This window comes from Panacagrimonas sp. (assembly GCF_965216805.1).
Taxonomy (GTDB): domain Bacteria; phylum Pseudomonadota; class Gammaproteobacteria; order Nevskiales; family Nevskiaceae; genus Panacagrimonas.
In genome coordinates, this window is sequence record NZ_CBDCGN010000002.1 from 1,651,040 (window position 1) to 1,675,511 (window position 24,472).

At 65.0% G+C, this 24,472-nt stretch carries 23 protein-coding genes; 11 read left to right on the forward strand and 12 right to left on the reverse strand.

Annotated features, from left to right (window positions below; genetic code table 11):
* Positions 1–6: 6 nt before the first annotated feature.
* Entirely contained in the window at positions 7–903 is an 897-nt protein-coding gene (locus ACOOHP_RS07870; RefSeq protein WP_420465897.1) for an NAD(+) kinase, read from the reverse strand.
* Positions 904–1,029: 126 nt separating this feature from the next.
* On the opposite strand from ACOOHP_RS07870, the gene hrcA reads away from it, so the two are divergent.
* Positions 1,030–2,070, forward strand: coding sequence for a heat-inducible transcriptional repressor HrcA (gene hrcA / locus ACOOHP_RS07875; RefSeq protein ID WP_420465898.1), 1,041 nt, complete (start codon positions 1,030–1,032; stop codon positions 2,068–2,070).
* Between the two features lie 17 nt (positions 2,071–2,087).
* Here the strand turns inward: hrcA and ACOOHP_RS07880 are convergent, their stop codons facing one another.
* Entirely contained in the window at positions 2,088–4,340 is a 2,253-nt protein-coding gene (locus ACOOHP_RS07880; RefSeq protein ID WP_420465899.1) for an acyl-CoA dehydrogenase, read from the reverse strand.
* Positions 4,341–4,609: 269 nt separating this feature from the next.
* On the opposite strand from ACOOHP_RS07880, the gene grpE reads away from it, so the two are divergent.
* From grpE to dnaJ, 3 genes are all read left to right on the forward strand, one after another.
* Positions 4,610–5,182 (forward strand): nucleotide exchange factor GrpE, encoded by a 573-nt coding sequence (gene grpE / locus ACOOHP_RS07885; RefSeq protein WP_420465900.1) that lies wholly within the window; start codon positions 4,610–4,612, stop codon positions 5,180–5,182.
* A gap of 58 nt (positions 5,183–5,240) precedes the next feature.
* Positions 5,241–7,172: a molecular chaperone DnaK gene (gene dnaK / locus ACOOHP_RS07890; protein WP_420465901.1), complete on the forward strand. Its 1,932-nt coding sequence runs from the start codon at positions 5,241–5,243 to the stop codon at positions 7,170–7,172.
* Positions 7,173–7,274: 102 nt separating this feature from the next.
* Positions 7,275–8,387 (forward strand): molecular chaperone DnaJ, encoded by a 1,113-nt coding sequence (gene dnaJ / locus ACOOHP_RS07895; protein WP_420465902.1) that lies wholly within the window; start codon positions 7,275–7,277, stop codon positions 8,385–8,387.
* 136 nt (positions 8,388–8,523) lie between these two features.
* Here dnaJ and nadC read toward each other — a convergent pair whose 3' ends face one another.
* From nadC to ACOOHP_RS07910, 3 genes are all read right to left on the reverse strand, one after another.
* Positions 8,524–9,390 carry a carboxylating nicotinate-nucleotide diphosphorylase gene (nadC, locus tag ACOOHP_RS07900; RefSeq protein ID WP_420465903.1) on the reverse strand — a complete coding sequence of 289 codons (867 nt, stop codon included), beginning with the start codon at positions 9,388–9,390 and terminating at the stop codon, positions 8,524–8,526.
* 141 nt (positions 9,391–9,531) lie between these two features.
* Positions 9,532–10,431 (reverse strand): ornithine carbamoyltransferase, encoded by a 900-nt coding sequence (gene argF / locus ACOOHP_RS07905; protein WP_420465904.1) that lies wholly within the window; start codon positions 10,429–10,431, stop codon positions 9,532–9,534.
* A gap of 73 nt (positions 10,432–10,504) precedes the next feature.
* Entirely contained in the window at positions 10,505–11,080 is a 576-nt protein-coding gene (locus tag ACOOHP_RS07910) for a superoxide dismutase (RefSeq protein WP_420465905.1), read from the reverse strand.
* A 270-nt stretch (positions 11,081–11,350) separates the two neighbouring features.
* Here ACOOHP_RS07910 and grxD point away from each other — a divergent pair, with 270 nt between their 5' ends.
* Positions 11,351–11,683 carry a Grx4 family monothiol glutaredoxin gene (gene grxD, locus ACOOHP_RS07915; RefSeq protein ID WP_420465906.1) on the forward strand — a complete coding sequence of 111 codons (333 nt, stop codon included), beginning with the start codon at positions 11,351–11,353 and terminating at the stop codon, positions 11,681–11,683.
* An 87-nt stretch (positions 11,684–11,770) separates the two neighbouring features.
* On the opposite strand, the gene ACOOHP_RS07920 is transcribed toward grxD, so the two are convergent.
* Positions 11,771–12,319, reverse strand: coding sequence for a DJ-1 family glyoxalase III (locus ACOOHP_RS07920; protein WP_420465907.1), 549 nt, complete (start codon positions 12,317–12,319; stop codon positions 11,771–11,773).
* Positions 12,320–12,447: 128 nt separating this feature from the next.
* Here ACOOHP_RS07920 and icd point away from each other — a divergent pair, with 128 nt between their 5' ends.
* The 5 genes from icd to ACOOHP_RS07945 all read left to right on the forward strand — a co-directional run bounded on the left by icd (position 12,448) and on the right by ACOOHP_RS07945 (position 18,056).
* A complete protein-coding gene (gene icd / locus ACOOHP_RS07925) occupies positions 12,448–14,211 on the forward strand; it encodes an isocitrate dehydrogenase (NADP(+)) (protein ID WP_420465908.1) in 1,764 nt (587 codons plus the stop codon).
* A 55-nt stretch (positions 14,212–14,266) separates the two neighbouring features.
* On the forward strand, positions 14,267–15,037 hold the full coding sequence (locus ACOOHP_RS07930; RefSeq protein WP_420465909.1) for a competence/damage-inducible protein A: 771 nt from the start codon (positions 14,267–14,269) through the stop codon (positions 15,035–15,037).
* A 129-nt stretch (positions 15,038–15,166) separates the two neighbouring features.
* Positions 15,167–15,622, forward strand: coding sequence for a response regulator (locus ACOOHP_RS07935; protein WP_420465910.1), 456 nt, complete (start codon positions 15,167–15,169; stop codon positions 15,620–15,622).
* Positions 15,619–16,746 carry a response regulator gene (locus ACOOHP_RS07940; protein ID WP_420465911.1) on the forward strand — a complete coding sequence of 376 codons (1,128 nt, stop codon included), beginning with the start codon at positions 15,619–15,621 and terminating at the stop codon, positions 16,744–16,746. The genes ACOOHP_RS07935 and ACOOHP_RS07940 overlap by 4 nt, the downstream gene beginning before the upstream one ends.
* Positions 16,747–16,862: 116 nt before the next feature.
* Entirely contained in the window at positions 16,863–18,056 is a 1,194-nt protein-coding gene (locus ACOOHP_RS07945) for a sensor histidine kinase (protein WP_420465912.1), read from the forward strand.
* Positions 18,057–18,065: 9 nt separating this feature from the next.
* Here ACOOHP_RS07945 and ACOOHP_RS07950 read toward each other — a convergent pair whose 3' ends face one another.
* Positions 18,066–19,058, reverse strand: a complete 993-nt coding sequence (locus ACOOHP_RS07950; protein ID WP_420465913.1) for an AraC family transcriptional regulator ligand-binding domain-containing protein — start codon at positions 19,056–19,058, stop codon at positions 18,066–18,068.
* 162 nt (positions 19,059–19,220) lie between these two features.
* Here ACOOHP_RS07950 and ACOOHP_RS07955 point away from each other — a divergent pair, with 162 nt between their 5' ends.
* Positions 19,221–20,684: a flavin-containing monooxygenase gene (locus tag ACOOHP_RS07955; protein ID WP_420465914.1), complete on the forward strand. Its 1,464-nt coding sequence runs from the start codon at positions 19,221–19,223 to the stop codon at positions 20,682–20,684.
* Between the two features lie 18 nt (positions 20,685–20,702).
* Here the strand turns inward: ACOOHP_RS07955 and ACOOHP_RS07960 are convergent, their stop codons facing one another.
* From ACOOHP_RS07960 to ACOOHP_RS07980, 5 genes are all read right to left on the reverse strand, one after another.
* Positions 20,703–21,110: a hypothetical protein gene (locus tag ACOOHP_RS07960; protein WP_420465915.1), complete on the reverse strand. Its 408-nt coding sequence runs from the start codon at positions 21,108–21,110 to the stop codon at positions 20,703–20,705.
* 154 nt (positions 21,111–21,264) lie between these two features.
* Positions 21,265–21,921: a glutathione S-transferase N-terminal domain-containing protein gene (locus ACOOHP_RS07965; protein WP_420465916.1), complete on the reverse strand. Its 657-nt coding sequence runs from the start codon at positions 21,919–21,921 to the stop codon at positions 21,265–21,267.
* Positions 21,922–21,933: 12 nt separating this feature from the next.
* The gene (locus ACOOHP_RS07970; RefSeq protein ID WP_420465917.1) at positions 21,934–22,350 is read right to left on the reverse strand and encodes a YybH family protein; all 417 of its coding nucleotides are present in this window, start codon (positions 22,348–22,350) and stop codon (positions 21,934–21,936) included.
* A 68-nt stretch (positions 22,351–22,418) separates the two neighbouring features.
* Positions 22,419–22,868 (reverse strand): hypothetical protein, encoded by a 450-nt coding sequence (locus tag ACOOHP_RS07975; protein WP_420465918.1) that lies wholly within the window; start codon positions 22,866–22,868, stop codon positions 22,419–22,421.
* 36 nt (positions 22,869–22,904) lie between these two features.
* Positions 22,905–24,428 (reverse strand): amidase, encoded by a 1,524-nt coding sequence (locus ACOOHP_RS07980; RefSeq protein WP_420465919.1) that lies wholly within the window; start codon positions 24,426–24,428, stop codon positions 22,905–22,907.
* Positions 24,429–24,472: the final 44 nt, after the last annotated feature.

Sequence of the window (24,472 nt, forward strand, 5' to 3'; positions counted from 1 at the left end):
GAGGGGTCAGGCGCGTCCGCGCGGCGCAGCGGGGCCGCTGCCCCAGCGCAGCTTGTCGCGCAGGATACGGAAGTAGCTGTAGCCGGCCGGATGGATCAGTCGCAACGGAAACGGTGCACGCCGCACTTCGACCACGTCGCCGGCCGCGAGGGTGGCGCTGGTCTGGCCGTCGAAGGTGGCGGTGGCGCGCACGCGCTCGACATCTTCCCCGATCACGATGCGGATGCAGCGGTCGCTGCCGACCACGATGGGACGATCGGACAAGGTGTGCGGACAGATCGGCACCAGCGCAATCGCCTGCGCGCCCGGATGCAGCAGGGGGCCGCCGCCCGACAGCGCATAGGCGGTGGAACCGGTGGGCGAACTGACGATGACGCCGTCGGCGCGGTGGTTGCTGATGAATTCGTCCTCCAGCCAGGTTTCGAATTCGATCATGCGGATGGTGGCGTGATTGCGGACCACCACGTCGTTAACGGCCAGATGCGTTTCGCCTTCGACGCGATCGCCGCGGCGCACGACCGACGACAGCAGCAGGCGATCTTCGGGCTCGCATTGGCCTCCGACGATGGCGGCCAGCTGCTCATGCATGGTCTCCGGCGCCACGTCGACCATGAAGCCCAGGCGCCCCTGATTGACGCCGAGCAGCGGCACCAGTGCCGGCGCCAACGCGCGACCGGCGTCCAGCAGGGTGCCGTCGCCGCCGACCACGATAACCAGGTCGCAGCGCTTGGCCAGGGTCTGGCGATCGGCCAGCGGGCCCTCGAGACGGCCTTGGAGGGCAGGGTTGCGTTCCACCAGCACTTCGCAGCCCAGTGCCTTGAGCGCGGCGCACAGGTCGCGCAACAGGTCGAGATCGGGTTCGCGTCGCTTGCCGATGACGCCGACCACGCGGAAGGGTTTCATGAAGATCGAAAGGCGATCCGGAAGGATGCGAAGCACTGTACACGGACTCGGGCGGGTTCAGCCTGCTTGACCCCCCCCCCAGCGGGCGCTAGCGTCGCCGCACACGCTCCCCGCGCATTGAATCGAATGTCCGCACCGCTGGATCCTCGCGCCGCCGAACTGCTGAGACTGCTGGTGGAGCGCTATATCCACGACGGCCAGCCGGTGGGTTCGCGCACCCTGGCGCGGTCCGGTTCGCTAGACCTGTCGCCGGCCACCATCCGCAACGTCATGGCCGACCTCGACGAGCTTGGCCTGGTGGTGTCGCCGCATACTTCGGCCGGCCGGGTGCCGACGGCGCGCGGCTACCGGTATTTCGTCGATCAGCTGCTGACGCCCGAACCGCTGGGCGACAAGGATCAAGCGCGCATCTCGGAGATGCTGGTGGGCGCGCCGGGCCGCACCGACGAACTGCTGCAGACCGCCTCCGATCTGTTGTCGCAACTGACCGCGATGGCCGCCGTGGTGACAGTGCCGCGGCGTAACCTGGCGACCTTGCGCCGCATCGAGTTCCTGCCGCTGTCGGGCAACCGCGTGCTGGCGATCCTGGTGGTGAATCAGCGCGAAGTACAGAACCGCGTCGTTCACACGGACCGCCCTTACGGTGCGGACGAGCTGGAAAAATACGCCAACGCGCTCAACGAGCATTTCGCCGGACACGATCTGACGTCATTGCGGCGATCATTGCTGGACGAGGCAGTAGACGCGCAGAACCGCGTAAATCTGGTATTGAAGGCAGCCGCCACCATGGCTGCGCAGGCGATGGGCGAACAGACCGTGCAAGGCGATTACGTGCTTGCGGGTGGCGCCAATCTGATGGGATTTCAGGAACTGGGTGATGTCGCCCGGCTGCGTGGCCTGTTCGAAGTGCTCGACCGCAAGCGCGAGCTGCTGAACCTGTTCGACCAGTGCCTGGGCGCGGACGGCGTGCAGATCTTCATCGGCGAAGAGTCCGGCTATCGGGTGCTCGACGAGGTCAGCGTGGTCACCGCGCCTTACTACGTGGACGGTCAGGTCGCCGGGCGCATCGGCGTGATCGGGCCCACGCGCATGGCCTACAGTCGCATCATTCCGCTGGTCAACCAGACCGCGCGCCTGTTCGGGACCGGACTCAGCGACGAACGCTGAGTCCGGCCATACATCGCTTAGCCGTTGACCGCCTGCCGGTATTCCAGCCCGCCACCCTCGTTGACCGTGGCGAAATAAGCTTCCGGCGAAAATACGTCCACTTCGATCGCCTCCAGACGGGCTTCGAGCGCCTGGCGCAGCAACGCGGCTTCGGTGTCGTTGATGATGCCGGCCTTGAGCGCGTCCTCCGCGGCTTCGGCGGGAAGCAGGCCGCGCGGTAGCTTGCGCGCCTTTTGCGCCTGGATGATGCGTTCGGCTGCGGGATGGGCGCGGGTGATGCGCAGGAAGGCATGCAGCAGACGCCCGAGTCCGAGCTTGGTGTCCTTGGGCAGATAGACGCCATACGCCAGCCGACGGAACTGCTCGTTGTCGGACTGGATGCACAGCGCCGCGGCGTGGCTCATGGCGTCCGTGGGCGCTGCGCCGAGCGGGTTGATGCGCAGTTCGAACACGCCCACGGTCTTGAGCCACCAGCCCAGCGGGCCGTCGAAATTGCGGTAGATGTCGACAAAGGCCTCCTGGATTTTCCACAGGCAGTGATTCAGCGCATAGCGCACCAGTGGCAGGTCCTCGCGTCGGCCCTCGGCCTCATAGCGGCGCAGGGTGGACATGCCCAGTACCAGCCAAGCCAGCACGTCGGCGTAGCGGCCGGTGAGCTTGCCGCGGCGCTTGAGCTTGCCGCCAATGGCGAACATGGCGAGGTCAGTCATCACCCCGAAGCGGGCAGCGGCCCAGCCCAGGCGGCGGTAGTAGCTGCGGGTTTCGGGTGCCACATCGGGGACCGACACGAACAGGCCGCGGGTGAGATAGTGGCCTTCGGCGCGCAACAGCCCCAGGCCGAAGTGCTTCATCCAGCCGAGCAGATTGCCGCGGAACTGGTCGGCGTCGTCCTTTTCAACCGCCTCCACCACCTTGAGCGCGTAAGGGTGGCAACGGGTGGCGCCCTGTCCGAAGATCATCAGGGTGCGGGTGAGGATATTGGCGCCCTCCACCGTTACCCCCACCGGCGCGGACTTGTAGCCCATGCCGAGGATGTTGTTCGGACCCTGCATCACCGCGGCGCCGGCGAACACATCCATGCCGTCAATGGCCAGATGCTGGGAGATTTCTGTGGTGTAGGCCTTGAGCACTGCCGAGACCACCGGCGGCTGCTGACCGGCATCCACTGCCGAACAGCCGTACACGCGCGCCGCTTCCAGCAGGTAGCTGAGCCCGGCGATGCGCCCGACCTTTTCCTCGACGCCCTCCATGCGGCCGATGGGCAGACCAAATTGCTGGCGCACCATCGAATACGCGCCGGTGGCAACAGCCACCGCCTTGGCGCCGCCGACCGCGCCCGCCGGCAGCGACACCGCACGACCGCCGGCCAACTGCTGCATCAGCATCTTCCAGCCTTCTCCGGCGCAGTCGGGGCCGCCGATGATGTTGTCGACCGGTACCACCACGTCGCGGCCCTCCAGCGGGCCGTTGTAGAACGGATCGCCGATGGGGTCGTGGTGATCGCCGCTGGTGAAGCCCGGCGTGCCCTTGTGCACCATCACGCAGGTGATGCCCAGATCCTCGGTCTTGCCGAGCAGTTTCTCCGGGTCGTGCAGACGGCAGGCGATGGTGCAGAGGTTGGCGATGGGCGCCAGGGTGATGTAGCGCTTGCGGAAATTCAGCCGCAGCTTGATATCGCCGTCGGTGTCGCGGAACACCTCGCCAGTGGCCTTGATCGAGGCGGCGTCCGAACCGGCGGTGGGCTCGGTCAGGCCGAAGCAGGGCACGTATTCGCCCGAGGCGAGCTTGGGCAGATAGTCGTCCTTCTGCGCCTGGGTGCCGTAATGGATGATCAGTTCGGCGGCGCCCAGCGAGTTGGGAATGACCACCAGGGTGCCGACGGTAGCGCTGACCGGGCCGATCTTGGCCATGATGGTGCTGATGGCCAGGGTGGAAAACTGCTTGCCGCCGTACTCGCGCGGAATCAGGAAGCTCATGAAGCCCTGATCCTTGATGAACTGCAGCACCTCGTCCGGCACCCGTTTGGTCCGGCCGATGGTGTAGGGGTCGATCATGCCCAGCAACTGCTCGACCGGTCCGTCGAGGAAGGCCTGTTCCTCGTCCGACAGTTTCGAGTAGGGCGCCCGCAGCATTTCGACGAAGTTGGGCTTACCGCGGAAGAAATCGCCGTCGATCCAGACCGTGCCGGCTTCCAGCGCCTGTCGTTCGGTGTCGGAGATGCTGGGCAACAGGCGTCGCGCGCGCATCCACTTCATCAACTGGGCAAACATCGGGGTTTCTCCAAGGTGAAAGATTGGGGGGCGCCCGGGTCGTCGTTTGCAGGCTGATGCGGGCGCTGGAGGATCACGACCTTAATACGCCCGGGCCGGTCAGGGAAAACCGCGACGACGCGGCTGCGCTAACAGCAGATCATTGAAATGGGTCCGCTACCAGGGCTTACAATGACCGTTTACCCGTGGCCGCAGCCTTGTGGGTGCGACCTTGAAACCGGACTCGGCGCCGCCACTCCTGAGTCACCCTTTGAGAATCGAACAGCGACATGACTGGAACTTCTGCTCCTGACGAACCTGCGGCGGAAACGCCTGAAGCTCAGACCGCCGGGCCCCAGCCTTCCGGCCTGGAAGTCGAACTTGCCGCCTGTCTGGCTAAGCTCGACGAAGCGCAAACCCAGGCCGCCAGCGCCAGGGATGCGCAACTCAGAGCCGTCGCGGACCTGGACAACGTACGTAAGCGCGCCGAACGCGAAGTCGCCAACGCCACCCGCTACGGCAGCGAGAAACTGCTCGGCGAACTGCTGGGCGTCGCCGACAGCCTGGATCTGGGGTTGGCCGCCGCCGCCAAACCGGAGGCGCAGCTGGGCGCGCTGGTGGAAGGTATGCAGCTCACGCAGAAGCAGCTGCTGGCCATGCTCGAGCGTCACGGCGTCAGCCAGGTCGACCCCGCCGGGCAGCCTTTCAACCCCGATCTTCACGAAGCGGTGTCGATGCTGCCGTCCGCCGAGGTTGCCCCCAATCACGTCCTCAACGTTATGCAGAAGGGTTATCGGCTGCACGACCGCCTGCTGCGGCCTGCCATGGTGATCGTTGCACGCGCGCCCGATACGGGGACTTGAAACGCGGCACCGCAGCAACACATAGCGCTTATCTCAAGAATTTCCGGAGCACAGCAACATGGCGAAGATTATCGGCATCGACCTTGGTACCACCAATTCCTGCGTCGCCATCCTCGAAGGCGGCGTGGCCAAGGTCATCGAAAACTCGGAAGGCGAGCGCACCACGCCCTCGGTCGTGGCCTACACCGACGACGGCCAGGTGATCGCCGGTCGCAGCGCCAAGCGCCAGGCCGTCACCAATCCGCACAACACCCTGTTTGCGGTCAAGCGCCTGATCGGCCGCCGCTTCGAAGACGGCGTGGTGCAGAAGGACATCGACATGGTGCCCTACAAGATCGCCAAGGCGCCCAACGGCGATGCCTGGGTCGAGGTCAAGGGCAAGAAGATGGCGCCGCCGGAGATTTCCGCGCAGGTGCTGGCCAAGATGAAGAAAACCGCCGAGGACTATCTCGGCGAGCCGGTCACCGAGGCCGTCATCACGGTGCCCGCATACTTCAACGACTCGCAGCGTCAGGCAACCAAGGACGCCGGCCGCATCGCGGGCCTCGAGGTCAAGCGCATCATCAACGAGCCAACCGCCGCGGCATTGGCCTTCGGCATGGACAAGGTCAAGGGCGACCGCAAGATCGCCGTGTACGACCTCGGCGGCGGTACCTTCGACGTGTCCATCATCGAAATCGCGGAAGTCGACGGCGAACACCAGTTCGAGGTGCTGTCCACCAACGGCGACACCTTCCTCGGCGGCGAAGACTTCGACATGCGGGTCATCGACTACATCGCGGCCGAGTTTCAGAAGGAGCAGGGCATCGACCTGAAGAAGGATCCCTTGGCCCTGCAGCGCCTCAAGGAAGCGGCGGAGAAGGCCAAGATCGAGCTGTCGAGCACCACGCAGACCGACATCAACCTGCCGTACGTGACCGCGGACGCTTCGGGGCCGAAGCATCTGAACATGAAGCTGTCGCGCGCCAAGCTCGAAGCCCTGGTCGAGGATCTGATCCAGCGCACCATCGGTCCCTGCCAGACCGCGCTCAAGGATGCCGGCCTCAAGGCCACCGAGATCCAGGAGATCATCCTGGTCGGCGGCCAGACGCGCATGCCCAAGGTGCAGGAGACGGTGAAAGCCCTGTTCGGCAAGGAGCCGCGCAAGGACGTGAACCCGGACGAGGCCGTGGCCGCCGGTGCTGCCATTCAGGGCGCCGTGCTCGCGGGCGACGTCAAGGACGTGCTGCTGCTTGACGTCACGCCGCTGTCGCTGGGTATCGAGACCTTGGGCGGCAAGATGACCAAGCTGATCGAGAAGAACACCACCATCCCGACGCGCAAGTCCGAGACCTTTACCACCGCCGAGGACAACCAGAGCGCGGTGACGATCCAGGTGTTCCAGGGCGAGCGCGAAGTCGCTTCGGCCAACAAGAAGCTCGGCCAGTTCAATCTGGAGGGCATCGTGCCGGCGCCGCGCGGCATGCCGCAGGTGGAGGTGACCTTCGATATCGATGCCAACGGCATCCTGCATGTGTCGGCCAAGGACAAGGCCACCGGCAAGGAGCAGAGCATCCGCATCACCGCCAATTCCGGTCTCACCGAAGACGAGATCAAGAACATGGTGAAGGACGCCGAGGTGCATGCCGAAGAGGACCGCAAGTTCAATGAGCTGATCGGCGCGCGCAATCAGGCGGACCAGTTGATTCACGGTGTGGAGAAGTCGCTCAAGGATCTGGACGCCGAGGTGCAGGACGACGAAAAGAAGTCCATCGCAGACGCCCTGGCCGCACTGCGCGAGTCCATGAAGGGTTCGGACAAGGACGATATCGACACCAAGACCCGCGCCTTGGCCGAGGCTTCCGCCAAGTTGGCCGAACGCGCCTACGCGAAGACCGGCGGTCCGGAAGGCGGTGCGGGTGCGGCGCCAGGTGCCGCGGCTGGCGGCGCCTCACAGGATTCGGACGTGGTGGACGCCGAGTTCACCGAGGTCAAGGACGACAAGAAGTAAAGCCCCGAGAATCGGCAATGGGGAATCGAGAATCGTGAAGGCGCTCCGGCGCCTTTACGGCTTTATGCGATTCCCGATTCTCGTCTCCCGATTCCCAAGAAAATGAGCAAACGCGACTACTACGAAGTCCTCGGCGTCAACCGTCAGGCCGGCGAGGACGACCTCAAGCGAGCATATCGTCGCTTGGCCATGAAACTGCACCCGGATCGGAATCCGGGCGATGTCACGGCGGAAGAAAGATTCAAGGAGGCCAGCGAGGCCTACGAGGTGCTCGCCGACGCTCAGAAGCGCGCCATCTACGACCGCCATGGTCATGAAGGGCTCGAGCGTGGCGGTGGAGGCGGAGCAGGTGCGGGGTTCGCCGATATCTTCGGCGACGTTTTTTCCGACATCTTCGGCGGCGGCCGCGGCGGTCCGCGTCGCGGGTCGGATCTGCGCTACTCGATGGAACTCACGCTGGAGCAGGCAGCGGCGGGTTCGGTCGAATCGATCCGCATTCCTGGCCAGGAGAGCTGCAGCGACTGCGCCGGGCACGGCACTGCCAACGCCAAGCCGGCCCCCAAATGTCCAACCTGCGGCGGCGCCGGACAGGTTCGTGTGCAGCAGGGCTTCTTCGTCCTGCAGCAGAGTTGTCCGCACTGTCGCGGTCGCGGCACTCAGGTCACCGACCCGTGCAAGACCTGTCGCGGTGTCGGCCGGGTACGACGCGACAAGACGCTGGAAGTGAAGATTCCGGCCGGGGTGGATACCGGCGATCGCATCCGCCTGAGCGGCGAAGGCGAGCCCGGAGAGCGCGGCGCCACGCCGGGCGATCTTTACGTCCAGATCACGGTGCTGCCGCACGATTTCTTCGAGCGGGACGGCGCCGACCTGCATTGCTCGGTGCCGATCGACATCGTCAGTGCGACGCTCGGTGGCGAGATGGAAGTTCCCACATTGACCGGTAAGGCCCAGCTCAAGATCCCGGAGGGCACCCAGAACGGCAAGGTATTCCGTCTGCGCGGCATGGGTCTGAAGTCGGTGCGCGGTGCCGGCACCGGCGATCTGCTGTGTGCGGTGGTGGTCGAGACCCCGGTCAGTCTGACCAAACGGCAGAAAGAGTTGCTGCGCGAGTTCGGCGATTCCATGGCCGGCAGCGACGCCAAGCACAACCCCGAAGCGGCCTCATGGCTGGACCGGGCGAAGAAATTCATCGAGGAACATCTCAAGGCTTGAGCGGTCGACGCGCCCGCAGAAGCGCTCAATTACGCCAAGGCGCAAAGGCGCCGCGTAAGGATTCACTGAAACCCTTTGGTTTTTTCTCTGCGTCCTCGCTGTTCTTCGCGCTGTGGCGTGATTGTTTTGATTTCGCTCACGTTGATGCAAAACGCATCGACAGATCCACCGCGTGCACGTGCTTGGTCAGGCTGCCGATGGAGATGCGATCCACCCCGGTGTCAGCCAGAGCCCGGATGCGTTGCAGGGTGGCGCCCCCGGAATATTCGATCAGGGTGCGGCCACCGCGGGCGCGGTGCGCGCGGGTCAGGCGGACGGCTTCGCGCAGCTCGGCATCGTCGAAATCGTCGACCAGCAGCAGGTCCACGTCTGCGTTGAGTGCCACCACCGCTTCTTCCAGCGACTCGGCCTCGGTCATCAACGCCACGCCAGCGTTGAGCGCGCGCGCCTGCGCGATGGCTGCGGCAATGCCGCCGGCGGCGGCGATGTGGTTTTCCTTGATCAGGATGCCGTCGTAAAGACCGATGCGATGATTGATGCCACCGCCGACACGCACGGCGTATTTCTGCGCATTGCGCAGGCCGGGCAGGGTCTTGCGCGTATCCACGATCTGCGTGCCGGTGCCGGCCACCGCGCTGACGTAGCGGGCGGTTTCGGTTGCGGTGGCGCTCAGGGTCTGCAGGAAATTGAGCGCGGTGCGTTCGGTTGTCAGAAGGGCGCGCGCCGGGCCCCGAATCTGCAGCACGACCTGGCCATCTTCAACCTGTTCGCCCTCAGCGCAGTGCCATTTGAGCTCCGCTGTGGACTGGAGCTGACGGAATACCTCGTCGACCCAGGGACGTCCGCAAAGTAGCGCGCTTTCGCGCGCGATGACGTGCGCGGAGGCCTGCTGAGCGCCGGGAACCAATCGGGAGGTGACGTCGCCACTGCCGATGTCCTCGGCCAGTGCGCGTCGAACGGTTTCGGCCAGATCGTCGACGTAGTCCGGCAACTCGATTTTCATTTTCGCCTCACGCCTCACGCCTCACGCCTCACGCCTCACCGGGGCTACCGCCCGCCGGGTCGGCGCACGCAAGTGCCAAGTCAAGGCACTCGCGTAGGCTCGCGCCGTCCCGGCCCTCACGCCTCAGTGGGGTTGCGGTGGTCACGAAGGGAAAAAGAGAAATTCCAGCAGCGCCATCTGCGCCCACAGGCGATTCTCGGCCTCGTCCCAGACGATCGATTGCGGGCCATCGATGACGGCGGCGGAAACTTCTTCCCCACGGTGCGCGGGCAGGCAGTGCATGAACAAGGCGTTGGGCTTTGCGCAGGCCATCAAAGCTTCATTGACGTGGTAGGCCTTGAACGCGGTCAGGCGACGCTGCGTTTCCGCTTCCTGACCCATGCTGGTCCAGGTGTCGGTGATCACCAGATCCGCTCCTTTCACGGCCGCTTCGGGAGTGGCGCAGATCTGGATTGCGGTGCCGGCTGTGCGCACCAGTTCGGCGTCTGGCTCGAAACCCCGCGGGGTTGCGATACGCAGGGTGAAGCCGAACAGCGCGGCGGCTTCGATCCAGGAATGGCAGACGTTGTTGCCGTCGCCGATCCACGCAGCAAGCTTGCCGGCCGGATCTCCGGCGTGCTCGGTCCAGCATTGCAGATCGGCGAGCAACTGGCAGGGATGGTGCAGGTCGGACAGGCCGTTGATCACCGGTACGCGCGAGTGAGCCGCCAGTTCGGACTGATCGGCCTGCGAGTCGTTGCGGATCATGATGGCGTCGCACATGCGCGACAGCACTCGCGCCGTGTCGGCGATCGGTTCGTCGCGGCCGATCTGGGTGTTGCCCGCGCTCAGGAACAGGGCGTGGCCACCATAACGCGCCATGCCGGCTTCGAAGCTGACGCGGGTGCGGGTCGAGTTCTTGGTGAAGATCATGGCCAGACTGCGGCCGACGAAGGGTCGGTAGCTGCGATCCGGCTGGCACTTGAGCTCGCTTGCGCGGGCAACGATGCGGCGTGCCTCCACGGCCGAAAGGTCCGACAGTTTCAGGAAATGACGCGCCACGGTTTTCGGCACCCCAAAAAGTGAGGGGCCGCCGAAGCGGCCCCGCAGGTCGTTGCGGATCTGAGCCGTTGGATCAGCCCAGATTCTTCTCCACGAAATCCCAGTTCACCAGCGCCCAGAAATGTTCCAGGTAGGTGGGACGGGCGTTGCGGTAGTCGATGTAATAGGCGTGTTCCCAGACATCGCAGGTCAACAGCGGCGTGGCACCTGCGGTCATCGGATTGCCGGCACCCTGCGTCGTGGCGATCGCGATGGAACCGTCGCCGTTCTTGACCAGCCAGGCCCAGCCGGAGCCGAAGGTGCCGATCGCGGCTTCGGTGAACTGCTTCTTGAAGTCGTCGACGCCGCCAAAGGTCTTGACCAGGGCATCGGTCAGCTTCTTGCCGGGCGCGGCCTGCTTGGGCGTCAGGCAGTTCCAGAAGAAGGTGTGGTTCCACACCTGCGCGGCGTTGTTGAAGATCTTGCCGGAACTTTTCCTGACCATGTCGTCCAGCGACATGTTCTCGAACTCGGTGCCGGAGATGAGCTTGTTGCCGTTGTCGACATAAGCCTTGTGATGCTTGCCGTAGTGATAGTCCAGGGTTTCCGCCGACATGTGCGGCTGCAGCGCGTCGCGGGCGTAGGGGAGTTCGGGGAGCGTGAGAGCCATGGATTCCTCGTCGAGCTGGTTCGGCCTGTAGGGCCGACTGGCGGGAAGGTGATGGGGCAAAGCAATGCGGACGGCGAAGATACGGCGCGAACCCGGCAGATTCAATACCGGGATGGCGCAGGGTGGATGGGACAGCGTTGTTGCTGGAGGGTGCGGGGGGACGCGGTACGGAACTTGCTGGCACCGCGGAGCCGCCATTCGCGGCGGCGAGTCCGATGGGGCGGGGTATAATTGGCGCTCGCCCATCGGTCACCCTTAAGGATCAAGATCATGGATGCACTGGAACGCATCAAGAAGCAGGTTACCGACAATCCCATCATCGTCTACATGAAGGGCACACCGGACTTCCCGCAGTGCGGATTTTCGTCGCGCACGGTGCAGGCGCTCAATGCCTGCGGCGTCGAGTACGCCTACGTCAACATTTTCGAGGATGAAGAGGTGTACCGCTCGTTGCCCAAATACGCCAACTGGCCCACTTTCCCGCAGCTCTACGTCAAGGGCGAACTGGTGGGCGGCTGCGACATCACCCTCGACCTGTTCCAGTCGGGCGAGCTGCAGAAGATGCTCAAGGAAGCCGACGGCAACAAGAAAGCCGTGGCCTGATTCGAGCGGCTACTTCGAGAGCCCGCGGGCAGCTCAGCGCCCGCGGGCTCTTGTGCATCCGCTCCCACGTATCCGCGGTGAGGGGTTTCAGCTTGCGGGGATCAGCGCCGTCTCCGCCACTTGGCGACGGACTTCGACGCCCGCAAGCTTCTCGATCCAGGTCAGCGCGAAAGCCTGCGCCGTGCCCGGACCCTGACTGGTGATGCAATGGCCGTCGATCACCACCGGCAGATCGACATAGTGCAGCAGGTGTTCGCGCAGGCTTGGGTAGCAGGTCGCCTGCTTGCCGTCGAGCAGTCCCAGCGGCGACAGGGTCAGCGCCGGTGCCGCGCAGATGGCGCCGTACCAGCGATGGGCCTGGCGTTGCGCCGTGAGCATGGCGGCCAGCGGCGCGCTCTTGGCCAGTTTCCTGGAGCCGGGCTCGCCGCCGGGTAGAACGATGGCGTCGAACACCTCGCCGCGGCGATCGCCGAGCAGGCTGTCGGCGTGCAGACGGATGCCGCGAGTGGCTTCGATCGATCGGTCCGACTCGATACTGCTCAAATCCACCTCGATCGAGGCGCGACGCAACAGGTTGACCAGCGTGATCGTCTCCAGGCTTTCCGAGCCGTGTGCGATCGGAATCAGTACCTTCATCGGCTTCTCCTTAGGGGGTGGATGTGCTGCTGGATGCTAGCGCGAACCGGACACGTGCAACGGCCGGGCACGTTAGAATCGGAGAACTGCGAAAGTCCCGAATGCCCATCTTCAGGAGGCACTGCCACATGGCGTACCGCCACATCAAGATTCCCGGATCCGGCGAGAAGATCACGGTGCAGGACGGCACGCTGCAGGTACCGGATCATCCCATCGTCGGCTATGTGGAGGGTGACGGCATCGGTCCCGACATCACCCGCGCCTGCCTGCGTATCTGGGATGCCGCGGTTGATAAAGCTTATGACGGCCAGCGCAAGATCCACTGGTGCGAAACCTATCTGGGCGAAAAAGCTGCAGGGCTTTACGACGGCAACTATTGCCCCGACGAAACCCTTGAGGTCATCAAGGAGCTGGTCGTCTCCATCAAGGGGCCGTTGACCACCCCCGTCGGCGGCGGTTTCCGTTCTCTGAACGTCGCGCTGCGCCAGGATCTGGATTTGTACGCCTGCGTGCGACCGGTGCGCCACTACCGCGGCGTGCCCAGCCCGCTCAAGCACCCGCACAAGGTCGACATCGTTCTGTTCCGCGAAAACACCGAGGACGTCTACGCCGGTATCGAATACAAGACCGGCACGCCGGAGAACGAGAAGGTCGCCAAGTTCCTGCGCGAGGAAATGAAAGCCAAGTTCTTCGAAGGCGCCGGCATCGGCATCAAACCGATTTCCGAGTTCGGCTCCAAGCGCCTGGTGCGCAAGGCGATCCAGTACGCCGTCGACAACGGTCGCGAGTCGGTCACCCTGGTGCACAAGGGCAACATCCAGAAGTTCACCGAAGGCGCGTTCCGCAACTGGGGCTATGAGGTTGCGCGCGAGGAGTTCGGCAGCGTCACCATCACCGAAGAGCAGCTCTACGGCGAATACAAGGGCAAGCAGCCCGAGGGCAAGATCGTCATCAAGGATCGCATCGCCGATATCATGTTCCAGATGATGCTGCTGCGCCCGGACGAATTCGATGTCATCGCCACCACCAATCTGAACGGCGACTATCTTTCCGACGCGATTGCGGCGGAGGTCGGCGGTATGGGCATCGCGCCCGGTGCCAACATCGCCGACTTTGTGGCCGTGTTCGAAGCCACCCACGGCACCGCGCCCAAATACGCCAACCAGGACAAGGTCAACCCGGGATCGCTGCTGTTCTCCGGCGTGATGATGCTGGAGTACATGGGCTGGAAGGAAGCCGCCGATCTGATCACCCTGGTGTATCCGGAAGTGGTCAGCGACGGCATCGTCACCTACGACTTTGCGCGCCAGATCGACGGAGCGACCGAGGTCAGCACCAGCGCGTTCGCCGACGCGCTGATCGAGCGCATCCGTGGCGGCGTGGACCTGGACGCCAAGCGGCAGGCACAGCAGGAGCAGTTGGCCAAGGAACGCAAGCAGCGCGAGATCCGGCGTCTGCTGCAGCCGATGGAGGAAATGCTCGACACCGGCCGGGTGCCGCACACGGTGGGCGACCTGATGACGCGCTCGCTGATCACCGTGAGCGACGACGAAACGGTGGAGCAGGCCATGCACATGATGTCGGAGAACGACATCAGCTCGCTGGTGGTGGACCCCGATGCGCAGGGCCAGTGGGGCATCCTTACGCGGCGCGACATCATCGGCAAGATCGTGCGCGGCGGCAAAAACCCCATCACGACCAGGGTGGCGGACGTCGCCAGCCGCCCCATCGTGTCGGTGCCGGCGGAGACCGGTATCCGCGACGCTGCCAATCTGCTGTCGGAAAAGAACTTCAGCCGACTCACAGTGGCGCAGGGCGGACGCATCATCGGCATCGTGACCGAGCAGGATATTTTCAACGCGGTGGAGAAATTCGGCTGGGCCGGCGAGTAGTCGCGACGCGCGAAGCGGCGGTGCCCGGCTCAACGGCGCGCAAGAGTGACGACCGATGAACGTCGGACTGTTCGTCATCGGCGATGAAATCCTGTCCGGCAAGCGCCAGGACAAGCACCTCGCGCGGGTGATCGCGCTGCTGGCGGCACGCGGCATGGCGCTGGCCTGGGCGCGGTTTCTCGGCGACGACTTGCGCCAGATCGCGCAAGCCATTCGCGATGCACGCGCCAGCGGCGAACTGGTGCTGTCCTGCGGCGGGATCGGTGCGACGCCTGACGATTGCACGCGCCAGGCTGCTGCCGCGGCCTTCGAGCAACCGTTGTGCGCGCACCCGGATGCGGTGGCGCTGATCGAGGCCGAATACGGCGAGCGAGCCCATCCGCATCGGGTCCTGATGGCGCATTTCCCGCGCGGCGCCGGACTGATCCCCAATCCGGTCAACCGGGTGGCGGGCTTCTTTGTCGAACGGCAACATTTCGTGCCCGGTTTTCCCGACATGGCCTGGCCGATGATCGAATGGGTGCTGGATACGCGCTACGCGCACCTTCATCAGCCGAATCCACCGGTGGAATACGCCTTGCGCGTGCTCGGCTCGGCGGCCGAGAGCGATCTGCTGGATCTGATGGAAGATGTGCTCGCGCGATTCCCCGGCATCAAGCTGTCCAGCCTGCCCTTCCGTGGCGACGGCCAGCGGCCGCGGCACATCGAACTGGGGATTCGGGCCGAGGCGATGCTCGCCGCGCAGGCCTTCGATTTCTTGATGTCCGGTCTGCAGGCGCGGTCGGAACTGAGCCTGGAGCTGGTCCGCGCCCCTCCGGCGGGCTGATTCCCAGGCGCGCGGTGCGCGTCTGTCGTGCATCCGGCCACGGCTGTCCGAATCGCTGCCGCCGGCGGTGCAGTCGGGGCGGCCGGGCAGTACCATCGTCGCACTGCCCCCAGCCGATCCAAATCAGCCATGTCCGCGTCGTCTTCCGGTGTCGTGCCGGTCATCATGCTGGTGGAGGACAACCCGGCCGACCTGCGGCTGACCCAGGAGGTTTTCGAGGAGGCCGCGTTCGAACATCGCCTGCTGGTGGCGCGCGACGGCGAGCAGGCGCTGGCCATGCTGCGCGGCCTGCCGCCGCATCTGGACCTGCCGAAGCCCGATATCGTGTTGCTGGATCTGAACATCCCGCGCAAGAACGGCCTGGAAGTTTTGCGCGCGGTGCGACAGGACCCCGGTCTGCGTCGCCTGCCGGTGTTGATCCTGTCCACCTCGCGCGCCGAGACCGACTTCGCCGCCGCCTACGATGCGGGCGCCAACGCTTTCGTCACCAAGCCTACCGACTGGGGAGAGTTTGCCGAGCTGGCGCGTCTGATTCGCGACTTCTGGCTCAAGGTGGTGCAACTGCCGCCGCGGTCCGCACCATGAGCGCAGCCACCCCCGCCGAGCCGCTGGGCCTGCTGCTGCTGGAAGACAGCCCGGCCGACGCGCGCCTGCTGGTCGAAAGCCTGCGCGACCGGGTGCAGGACGGTTCGCTGATGATCCAGACCGTGCGCCGGCTGGCGGATGCACTGCGCGAACTCAAGCGCTTCCGCTTCTCCTGCGTGCTGGTCGATCTGGGCTTGCCGGACGGGCAGGGCGTGGCCAACGTCTCGCGCATACGCGAGGCGGACCCGGACATCGCCATCGTGGTGCTCACCGGTCTCAACGACCAGCAGGCGGCCCAGGAGGCTTTTCGCCTGGGCGCACAGGATTATCTGGTCAAGGGTGAGCGCTGGGGCCTTGAACTGCTCAGCTTCGTGGAAAAGGCCGTCGGCAAGCGGTATGACCGGGTGCAGGCGGCAACGGGTACGGCGCTGCGCTCGACACGGCCGCCCCTGCGTTATCAGCCTTGGACAGATCTGAGTCGTCGGCGCTTCGGCGGGGTGCGCTGCCTCAGCCCGGATGGCTGGCGACCCGGCTGCATCGCGCCGGCGATTGTCTCCCTGGCAGCGGATCTGCAGTCGTGGCGCGACACCGGTTTCGAGCCCGGGGTGGTGTCCGTGTCGCTGGAGTCCGACGGCTGGAGCGCCGCGGTGGACGAGCTCGGCACGGCAGTCGCCGAGCACCGCTTGAGGCCGGAGTCGATGGTTGTGCGCATCGATATCGCTGCACTGGCGCCTGCGGGCCCGGCGGCCGAAGAAATGCAGCGCTTGGCCGCTGCCGGTTTTGCGGTGTGGGTCGAAGGCTGGCGACCGGACTTTGCGCTGCTGGACCGGATTGCCCTGCGCAACTGCGATGGACTGGCGATCGACATGGCCGCGCTTGCGCACCTGGGATCGGAGCCATCTCTCCGTTTTCTGCGCGCCACGCTGGCGGCCAGCGGGTCGCTGGGCATGGTTGTGGCGCTGGAGAACCTGGGCTCCGAAGCACAGCAGGAACAGGCTCGGGTGCTCGGCGTGCGCTGGGTGTCGGGCGATCGGTACTGCGGCCCGGAGTCCGGTAGCGTGCTGCCGCTGCGCTGGAGGCGGGGGCCGTCCGGTCTGGACCGCACACTGGCGCGGGACGCTTGAGCCGTCCGCGCACGATGCTGCCCGTCGCAGATCTTGGTTCGGACTCGGGGCCGGCCAAGCGGGCGACCGGCGCACCGGCGGTACTGCATTTGTTCGAGTAACGGGGGGGAAGCGAGGTGCTCTGGAATTCCGAAGGTTTGCTGCCGCACGGTGTGTGCTTTCTACGCAAGCCGGAGCTGATCTGGCTGCATGTCATCAGCGACGCCACCGTGGCGCTGTCGTACTTCATGATCCCGCTGATCCTGATTTATTTCATGGGCCGCATCAGGACCCGCATCAGCTTCGGCTGGGCGATCGGGCTGTTTGCGGCGTTCATCGTGCTTTGCGGCACCGGGCACCTGCTCAACATCGTGACCGTGTGGACGCCGATCTACTTTCTGCAGGGCTGGGAAAAGGCTCTGACTGCGGTGGTGTCGCTGGCCACCGCGCTGGCGATCGTGCCGCTGGTGCCGCGGCTACTGGCCATGAAAACGCCGGAGGAACTGGAAGAGGCCAACCGCAAGCTGCGGGCCGAGGTGGACGCCCGCCAGCGTGCCGAAGCGGAGTTGCAACGCTCGCTGGCCGATCTCAACCGCGCGGTGCAGGAGCTGGAGCAGTTTGCCTACATCACCTCGCATGACCTGCAGGCGCCGCTGCGCAACATCGCCGGTTTTTCGCAGCTGCTGTCGCGGCGCTACACCGAGAAACTCGAAGGCGACGGCCTGGAGTTCCTGCAGTTCATCGAACAGGGTGTGCGCCAGATGCAGGCGCTGATTCAGGACCTGCTGCTGCTGTCGCGTGTCGGCCGCACCGAAGGCAAGGCCGAGCGTCGGCCGCTGGACGAATCGCTGCGCAATGCACTCAAGGTGCTCAAGCCGCACATCGTTGCAAAGGATGCGCAGGTGGAGTTCGGGCCGTTGCCGGCAGCGCCGGCCACGCAATCGCTGATGACCCAGTTGTTCCAGAACCTGATCGGCAACGCGCTCAAGTTCCAACCGCCGGGCAATCGAGCGTTGATCCGCGTCACCGCCGAGGACGAGGGTCGCTACCTGCATCTGCGCGTGCAGGACAACGGGATCGGTATTCCGGCCGATCAGCTCGACAACGTCTTCGCCGTATTCCGGCGTCTGCACAATGCCGACGATTACGAGGGCACCGGCATCGGGCTGGCCATCTGCCGCAAGATCGTGCAGCACCATCGCGGCGAAATCTGGGCGGAGTCGGACGGCAATGGCACCTGCATGCACGTGCGTCTGCCGATGGAGCCGGTCGCCGAAACCCGTCCCGAGGGCCTCCGCGTCGTCGGAGAGCTGGTGCCGCAGCCGGTCTGAGTAGCCGGACTAAGCACGACCCGCGGCGCGCACCGAGCGTGGCGCGGTGCCGTGCCAGCGGCGGAACGATCGGCTCAGCGCGCTGGGTTCCGAATAGCCGAGGATTTCCGCGATTTCTCCGATATCCAGCTGCGAGTGCTGCAGGTACTTGAGTGCCAGGTCGGCGCGCACGCGGTCCTTGATCTGTTTGAAGCTGTCGCCGCGAGCGTCGAGCTGGTGCTGCAGAGTGCGTACCCGCAAGCCCAGGGCCTGTGCCACACCGGCCAGCGTGCAGGGCGCATACGGCAGCACCGAACGCACCACGCTCTCGACGCGGGCGGGCAGGCTGGAATCCAGCACGTCCTCTTCATGACGCAGCAACGGTGAGACCAGCGCCCGCGCGCGGGCGTCGTCCGCGCGCAATGGCCGGTCCGCCAGCGTGCGCTCCATGAACACCGCATTGTGATCGCGGTTGAAGCCCATGCTGCTGCCGAACAGCGCGCGGTGATCGCTCAGGTCGGCCGGCGGTGCGTGGCGGAATTCCACGCTGCGCGGTTCCCAGCGCGGTTCCGCCAGGCGCCGCACCTCCTGCACCATCACCGCAATCGCGAACTCGGCCATCTGGACCTCGCTGTCGGCGTGGCCAGCGGTGGAAGACCAGCGCACGATCAGGCCATCGCGCAGGGTCTCGATCGCGACGCTGGCGACGCTGGTGTACACGTCGAAGTTGTCCGCCAGCAGCCCGAGCATCTGGCGCAGGGTCGGTGCCTGTCGCACCAGCACCCACAGCGGCCCGATGGTGGCGGCCAGGGGCGCGCGACGCCCCAGGCGCAGGCCGAAGGTGGCACATCCGCAGTGGTCGGCGGCGATCTCCAGAAACGCGTAGGCCGAGCGGCCGCGCAGCGGAATGTCGGGATCGCGCAGCGCCTGCATGGGCACGCCGGCGCGACGGGCGATCGTCGCCGGCTTCGCGCCGAGCTGCCGGATCAGGTCCTCGGCCCCGCTGAGCAAGGCACTGCGCACGAAATTTCCCGGCATGACGACCTCGGCGAACGGACAAACACGTGAATCTAATGTCAAAAGAATTGCATCTAATGTCAAGTTAAAGGCTTGTTCCCGGGCCATGCTGCGATCCATCAGCCGGCGTAGTCCGGTCGGCGCATCCGCTTATCCGCTGGAGGAAACGTGAACTCGACCACTGCCACCGCCACGCCCCGCGTGCTCATTCTTGGCGCCGGCATGTCCGGCATTCTGGCCGGTATCAAGCTGCGCGAAGAGGGGATACACAGCTTCGAAATCCTGGAGATGGGCGATAGCGTCGGCGGCACCTGGCGCGACAACACCTATCCCGGTCTGTCCTGCGACGTGCCCGCGCACAGCTACGACTACAGCTTCGAGCCCAACTGGCGGTGGAAGTCGCTGTATGCCGAGGGTCACGAGATCCATGCCTACTTCAAGCACTGCGCCGACAAATACGGCGTGACCGCGCACGTGCGCTTCGGGACGCGGGTGAACAGCGTCCAGCGCGAAGGGGCGGAGTGGATCGTGACCGATACCGATGGCGTGCGGCGACGCGCGGATATCGTCATCAACTGCCTGGGTGTGCTGGTGCATCCCAAGGACCCGGAGATCGAGGGCCTGCAGACGTTCGAAGGGGCGCGTTTCCACAGCGCGCGCTGGGATCACCGCGTGCCGCTGGACGGCCGTCGTATCGGCGTCATCGGCACCGGCAGCACCGCGGTGCAGATCACCGTGGCCCTGGCCGAGCGTGCGACGAGCTTCAAGATGTTCCAGCGCACCGCGCAGTGGGTGTGCCCGAACTTCGATGTGCGTCGCCCCGGCTGGCTGCGTGCCCTGCACCGCATCTTTCCCCGGCTGTCCTGGGCGGCCGGGCGTTTCCAGAATTTCCTGCTCGAATCCACCTTTGCCCAGGCGGTGGTCGGCAACAAGACCATGAAGAATCTTCTGGAATGGCTGGCGCGGCGCCATCTGTCGCAGGTCAAGGACCCGGTACTGCGCGAACAGCTCACGCCCCGGTTCGAGATCGGCTGCAGGCGCCTGATCTTCTCCGACAAGTTCTACCAGGCCATCCAGGCCCCTGGGGTGGAGCTGGTGACCGAGGCCATCGAGCGCATCGAGCCCAAGGGTATTCGCACCCGGGACGGCAGGCTGCACGAACTGGATGTGATGGTGTGCGCCACCGGATTTCACGCACTGGATTACACGCGCAATCTGGTCATCACTGGCGAACACGGACAGAGTCTTGGAGACCAGTGGTCGCAGGGTGCGCAGGCATTGCGATCGGTGGCGATCTCGGGCTTCCCCAACTTCTTCATGATCGTCGGCCCGCACAGCCCCATCGGCAATTTTTCGCTGACCGGAATTTCCGAGATTCAGATGGGCTACATCATGAAGCTGGTTCGCATGATCCGCCGCGGAGAAGCCAGCGCGATGGCGCCCCTGCCGCACGCGCAGACGCAGTACAACGATTACATCCGCGAGGGCTTCAAGAACACCGCCTGGGTCAGCGGTTGTTCGAGCTGGTATCTGGACGCCAATGGATTGCCGCGCATGTATCCGTACACGCCGGCGCAATACCGCCGGGACATGAAGGAACCCGACCTGGAAGAGTTCAGCATCGTGGCCTGAGCCCGACCTTTGCGCCGCTCAGCGGATGACGAGTTTCACGAAGGCGCGCGCGCCGGGCTCGATGTCCGAACGGGATAGCGCGTCGAAAGGCGGCACCGTCGGGTCCTCCGGCGGTGCTGCGATCTGGTTGAGGTCGATCGCCTGCGGCGTGCCGACCAGGCCGTCGTCGGTGATCTGCAGACGGTAGTAGAGGCCGTTCCACAGCTTGGCGCCGAATTCGTCGGGCGTCTTGTAGAAGAACAGCAGCGCATGTTCCAGCCAGGTGAAATCCGTCGCCGTGACCGTGCCGGGGTTGGCATAGGGATAGGGCGCGTGGCAGTGAATTTCCGCCGGTGAGTCGATGCACTTGAACTCGCGCATCGACAGGAAGAAATCCTTGAAACGTCCCGGCTCCAGCTTCAGCGTGTAGCGATAGCCTGCGGCCACCGGCTCGAATTCGACGGTGCCCAGGACCCGCTCTGCGCCGTCTTTCGGATACAGCGAGACGCGGTGACTGCCTGCCAGTTCCCAGGCCTGCAGCGGCGCGGCGCGCAGCGCCAGCGCCAGCGCCAGCGTGCAGATCGCGAGCGGCGGCGCGGTGCTAATGCACCACCGCCGGCAGATCGACCTGGAACATCACCGGCCGCGTCCCGGCGAACGAGGGCCGCGCTTCCAGCGCATCCACATAGGCCACCAGGTTCGGATACTGCTGGCGCCACCGTGCTTCGGGCACCTGCGCAAACAGGCCGTTCGACAGCATGAAGTCGAACCAGGTCAGTGCCGATGCGGTCGCGATGTCCGCATAGGTGATCGGCTCGCCGGCGGCCGGGACGCGCGTGCCGACCAGGCGCGCCACTTCCGCGATCCCGCCGCCGAGCTTGCGCCGCTGGCGTTCGGTCCACGCCGCGCTGGGGTGCTCGCGCTGCTCTTCGAACACCACCAGTACGATGACCTCCATCAGCCGCTCCGACAGCAGCTGCAGCCGCTTGACCGCAAGCGCGCCGTCGACATCCTTCGGCAGCAAGGCCGGCTCCGGATGGCGCCGCTCCAGCCACTCGAGGATGTACATGGAGTCGTAGATGTTCTCGCCCTCATCGGTAACCAGGATGGGCAACTGCTGCAAGGGGCTGTGCTGCGGCACGATGGTGCGGTCGTTCCAGGGGACGTCCATGATCATCTCGAAGGCAATGTTTTTTTCCTTGAGCGCGATGGCGACCTTGCGGCCGAACGCGCTGGGCGTGGAGTTGACCAGTTTCATTGTGCGTATCCTTTATGCGTTCAGGTTCATTTCCGCCATGCCGGTAGCGGGATTGATGGGGAACGACACATGGGAGTGGTAAATCTTCCAGTGATCGCCTTTCTTGCGCAGGCAGTGGGTCACCCGGAACGCGGCTTCTGCCGGCGTGCCGGTCGCGTCCCTCCAGGTAAAGTGCATGAGGCTGTGGGCAACGCCGATCCGGTCGTCCGCCTCCACCTCCACCTGCAGCGACATGAAGTGTCCCCTGGGTTCCCGGCAATCATCGAAGAACTGGTCGAAAGACGCCCGCGGATCCGCGGGTCCGGTCATCTGCAGCGGTGCCACATCGTCGTAGCGGACATGATCGTCGTCCATGAGGGCCATCACCTCGTCGGTGGTAGTGGCGACGATGAAAGCATGCTCCAGTGCGGCGATCTGTTCCTTGCTCATGCGCGTTCCTGAAATGGGGACTTGAGTGGCCCGAGCCGGCGACCGCCGCTGACAGGCTTGCAGATGCGTCAGCCGGCCTCGGTACGGCGCGGCGCTTCCCAGTCGCGCCACGCCGCCAGCAGCAGCGCGATCTCGCCGACGTGAAACGTCAGCGCCGCCATCGGAATCAGCGTGAGCTGCCAGATCAGCATGCTGGCCGCCACCATCCACCACGTACCAACCAGGTACACCAGCGCCAGGCGCGTCGACACTGGCCGGCGCAGGCGCCACCACAATGCCGAAATTGCGGTCAGGACGATGCCCGCCTTGATCAGCGCCATGCCGCGCAGCGGCGTCGCCAGTTCGGCGTCCGACGCCAGGTAAGCCGCGGGGTCGCCGATCAGCGCAGCGAGCGCCACTGCGGCCGCGCATCCAGACAGCAGCATCAGCCTGAGCCACGCCGGGGTGGCGAAGGCTGAACCTGATGACACGCTGTACCCGGGGCCGAGGTGCACCCGAGCGAGTGCGGAGAGATTCATCGGCCGATCCTGCCTGATCGAGGAAGCATAACGCCGCTATTTGCGCTTGCCCGGTGCCCGGTCGCTCGCCTGCTCGAAGGCATGTGCGGCCCGGTAGATAGTGGATTCGTCCCAGTGCTTGCCGATCAGCATCATGCCCACCGGCAGGCCGTCGCTGAAGCCGCAGTTGATCGAGATGGCCGGATGTCCGGTGGCGTCGAAAGGGCAGGTGTTGCCGAGCATCTCGAATCCGCGGGCGACGATGTCGGAGATGCTGGCGTCCGGCCCTGGCAGCCGGGTGGCCTTGAGCGGCAGGGTCGGCATCAGCAGCACATCGTAGTTCGCCAGCGCCGCGTCGTAGGCGGCGATGACGCGACGCACCAGGTTCTGCGCCTTGGCGTAATGCAGGCCGCGATGCTTGTTGAGCATGTACTGTCCCATCAGCATGGTGACCTTGAGCGTCTCCGACAGTTCGTCGGCGCGCTCGCGCCAGCCGTCGTGGGCTTTCATCAGGCTGGGCAGGTACAGACCCTTCCAGTTAAAGCCGAAGCCGTTGCCGTGCATCATCTGCATGGTGGCGCCTTCGTGCGCGATGGCCGACCACACCGCCGGGGCCAGGGTATGCATGGGGATGGAGATTTCGTCCACCTTGGCGCCGAGCTTCTTGAACAATGCGGCACCCTTGAGCACCAGATCGTTCACGTCGGATTCGGCGTTGGGCAGCATGAAGCCCTCCTTGACCACGCCGATTTTCAGGCCCTTGGCCTTGTGCCCCAATGCCTCGGTGTACTTGGCGGTCTTGATGCCGATCTGACGCGGATCGAGTCCATCGGCGCCGGCCAGCACTTCCAGCAGCAACGCGCTGTCCGCGACCGTGGCGGTGATGGGCCCGATGTGATCGACGGTTGCTTCGATCGGCATGATACCGGTGTAGGGCACCAGACCGTGCGTCGCCTTCATGCCCACGGTTCCGCAATACGACGAGGGCATGCGGATGGAGCCCCCCTGGTCGCTGCCGAGTGCCATGTCCACTTCGCCGGCTGCAACCAGCGCCGCGCTGCCGGAAGACGAGCCGCCGGCCGAATAGCCGGGCTTGTGCGGGTTGATCACCGCACCCATCGAATTGGTGTGGCTGCCGCCGGAGAAGCAGAACAGCTCGCAGTGCGCCTTGCCCATGATCACGCCGCCTGCGTCAAGGATGCGCTCGATGATGGTGGCGTCGATCTCCGGCACGTAGCCCTGCAGGGTCGAAGACCCGTTCATCATCGGTACGCCGGCGACGCAGACGTTGTCCTTGATGGCGAAGGTCTTGCCCTTGAGCTTGCCGCTCTTGGCGCCGCGGATTTCGGACTTGTAGTACCAGGCCTTGTAGCGATTCTCCTCGGCGCTGGGCATGTAGCCCGGCGTACGCGGGTACTTCACCCGCGGCAATTCGTCGCCCATCTGATCCAGCAGATTGTAGGCACCGACGGTGGGCACCATCAGCGCCAGGTATTCCTCGATCTGCGTCGGCGAAAGATGCATGCCGAGCTGTTCGGCGATGTCGGCCATCTCTTCGTGGGTGGGCTGCTTGACGCTCATATCGTCTCCCCGTGCTTTTGATACGCCTTTGGTGCACCTTGAAT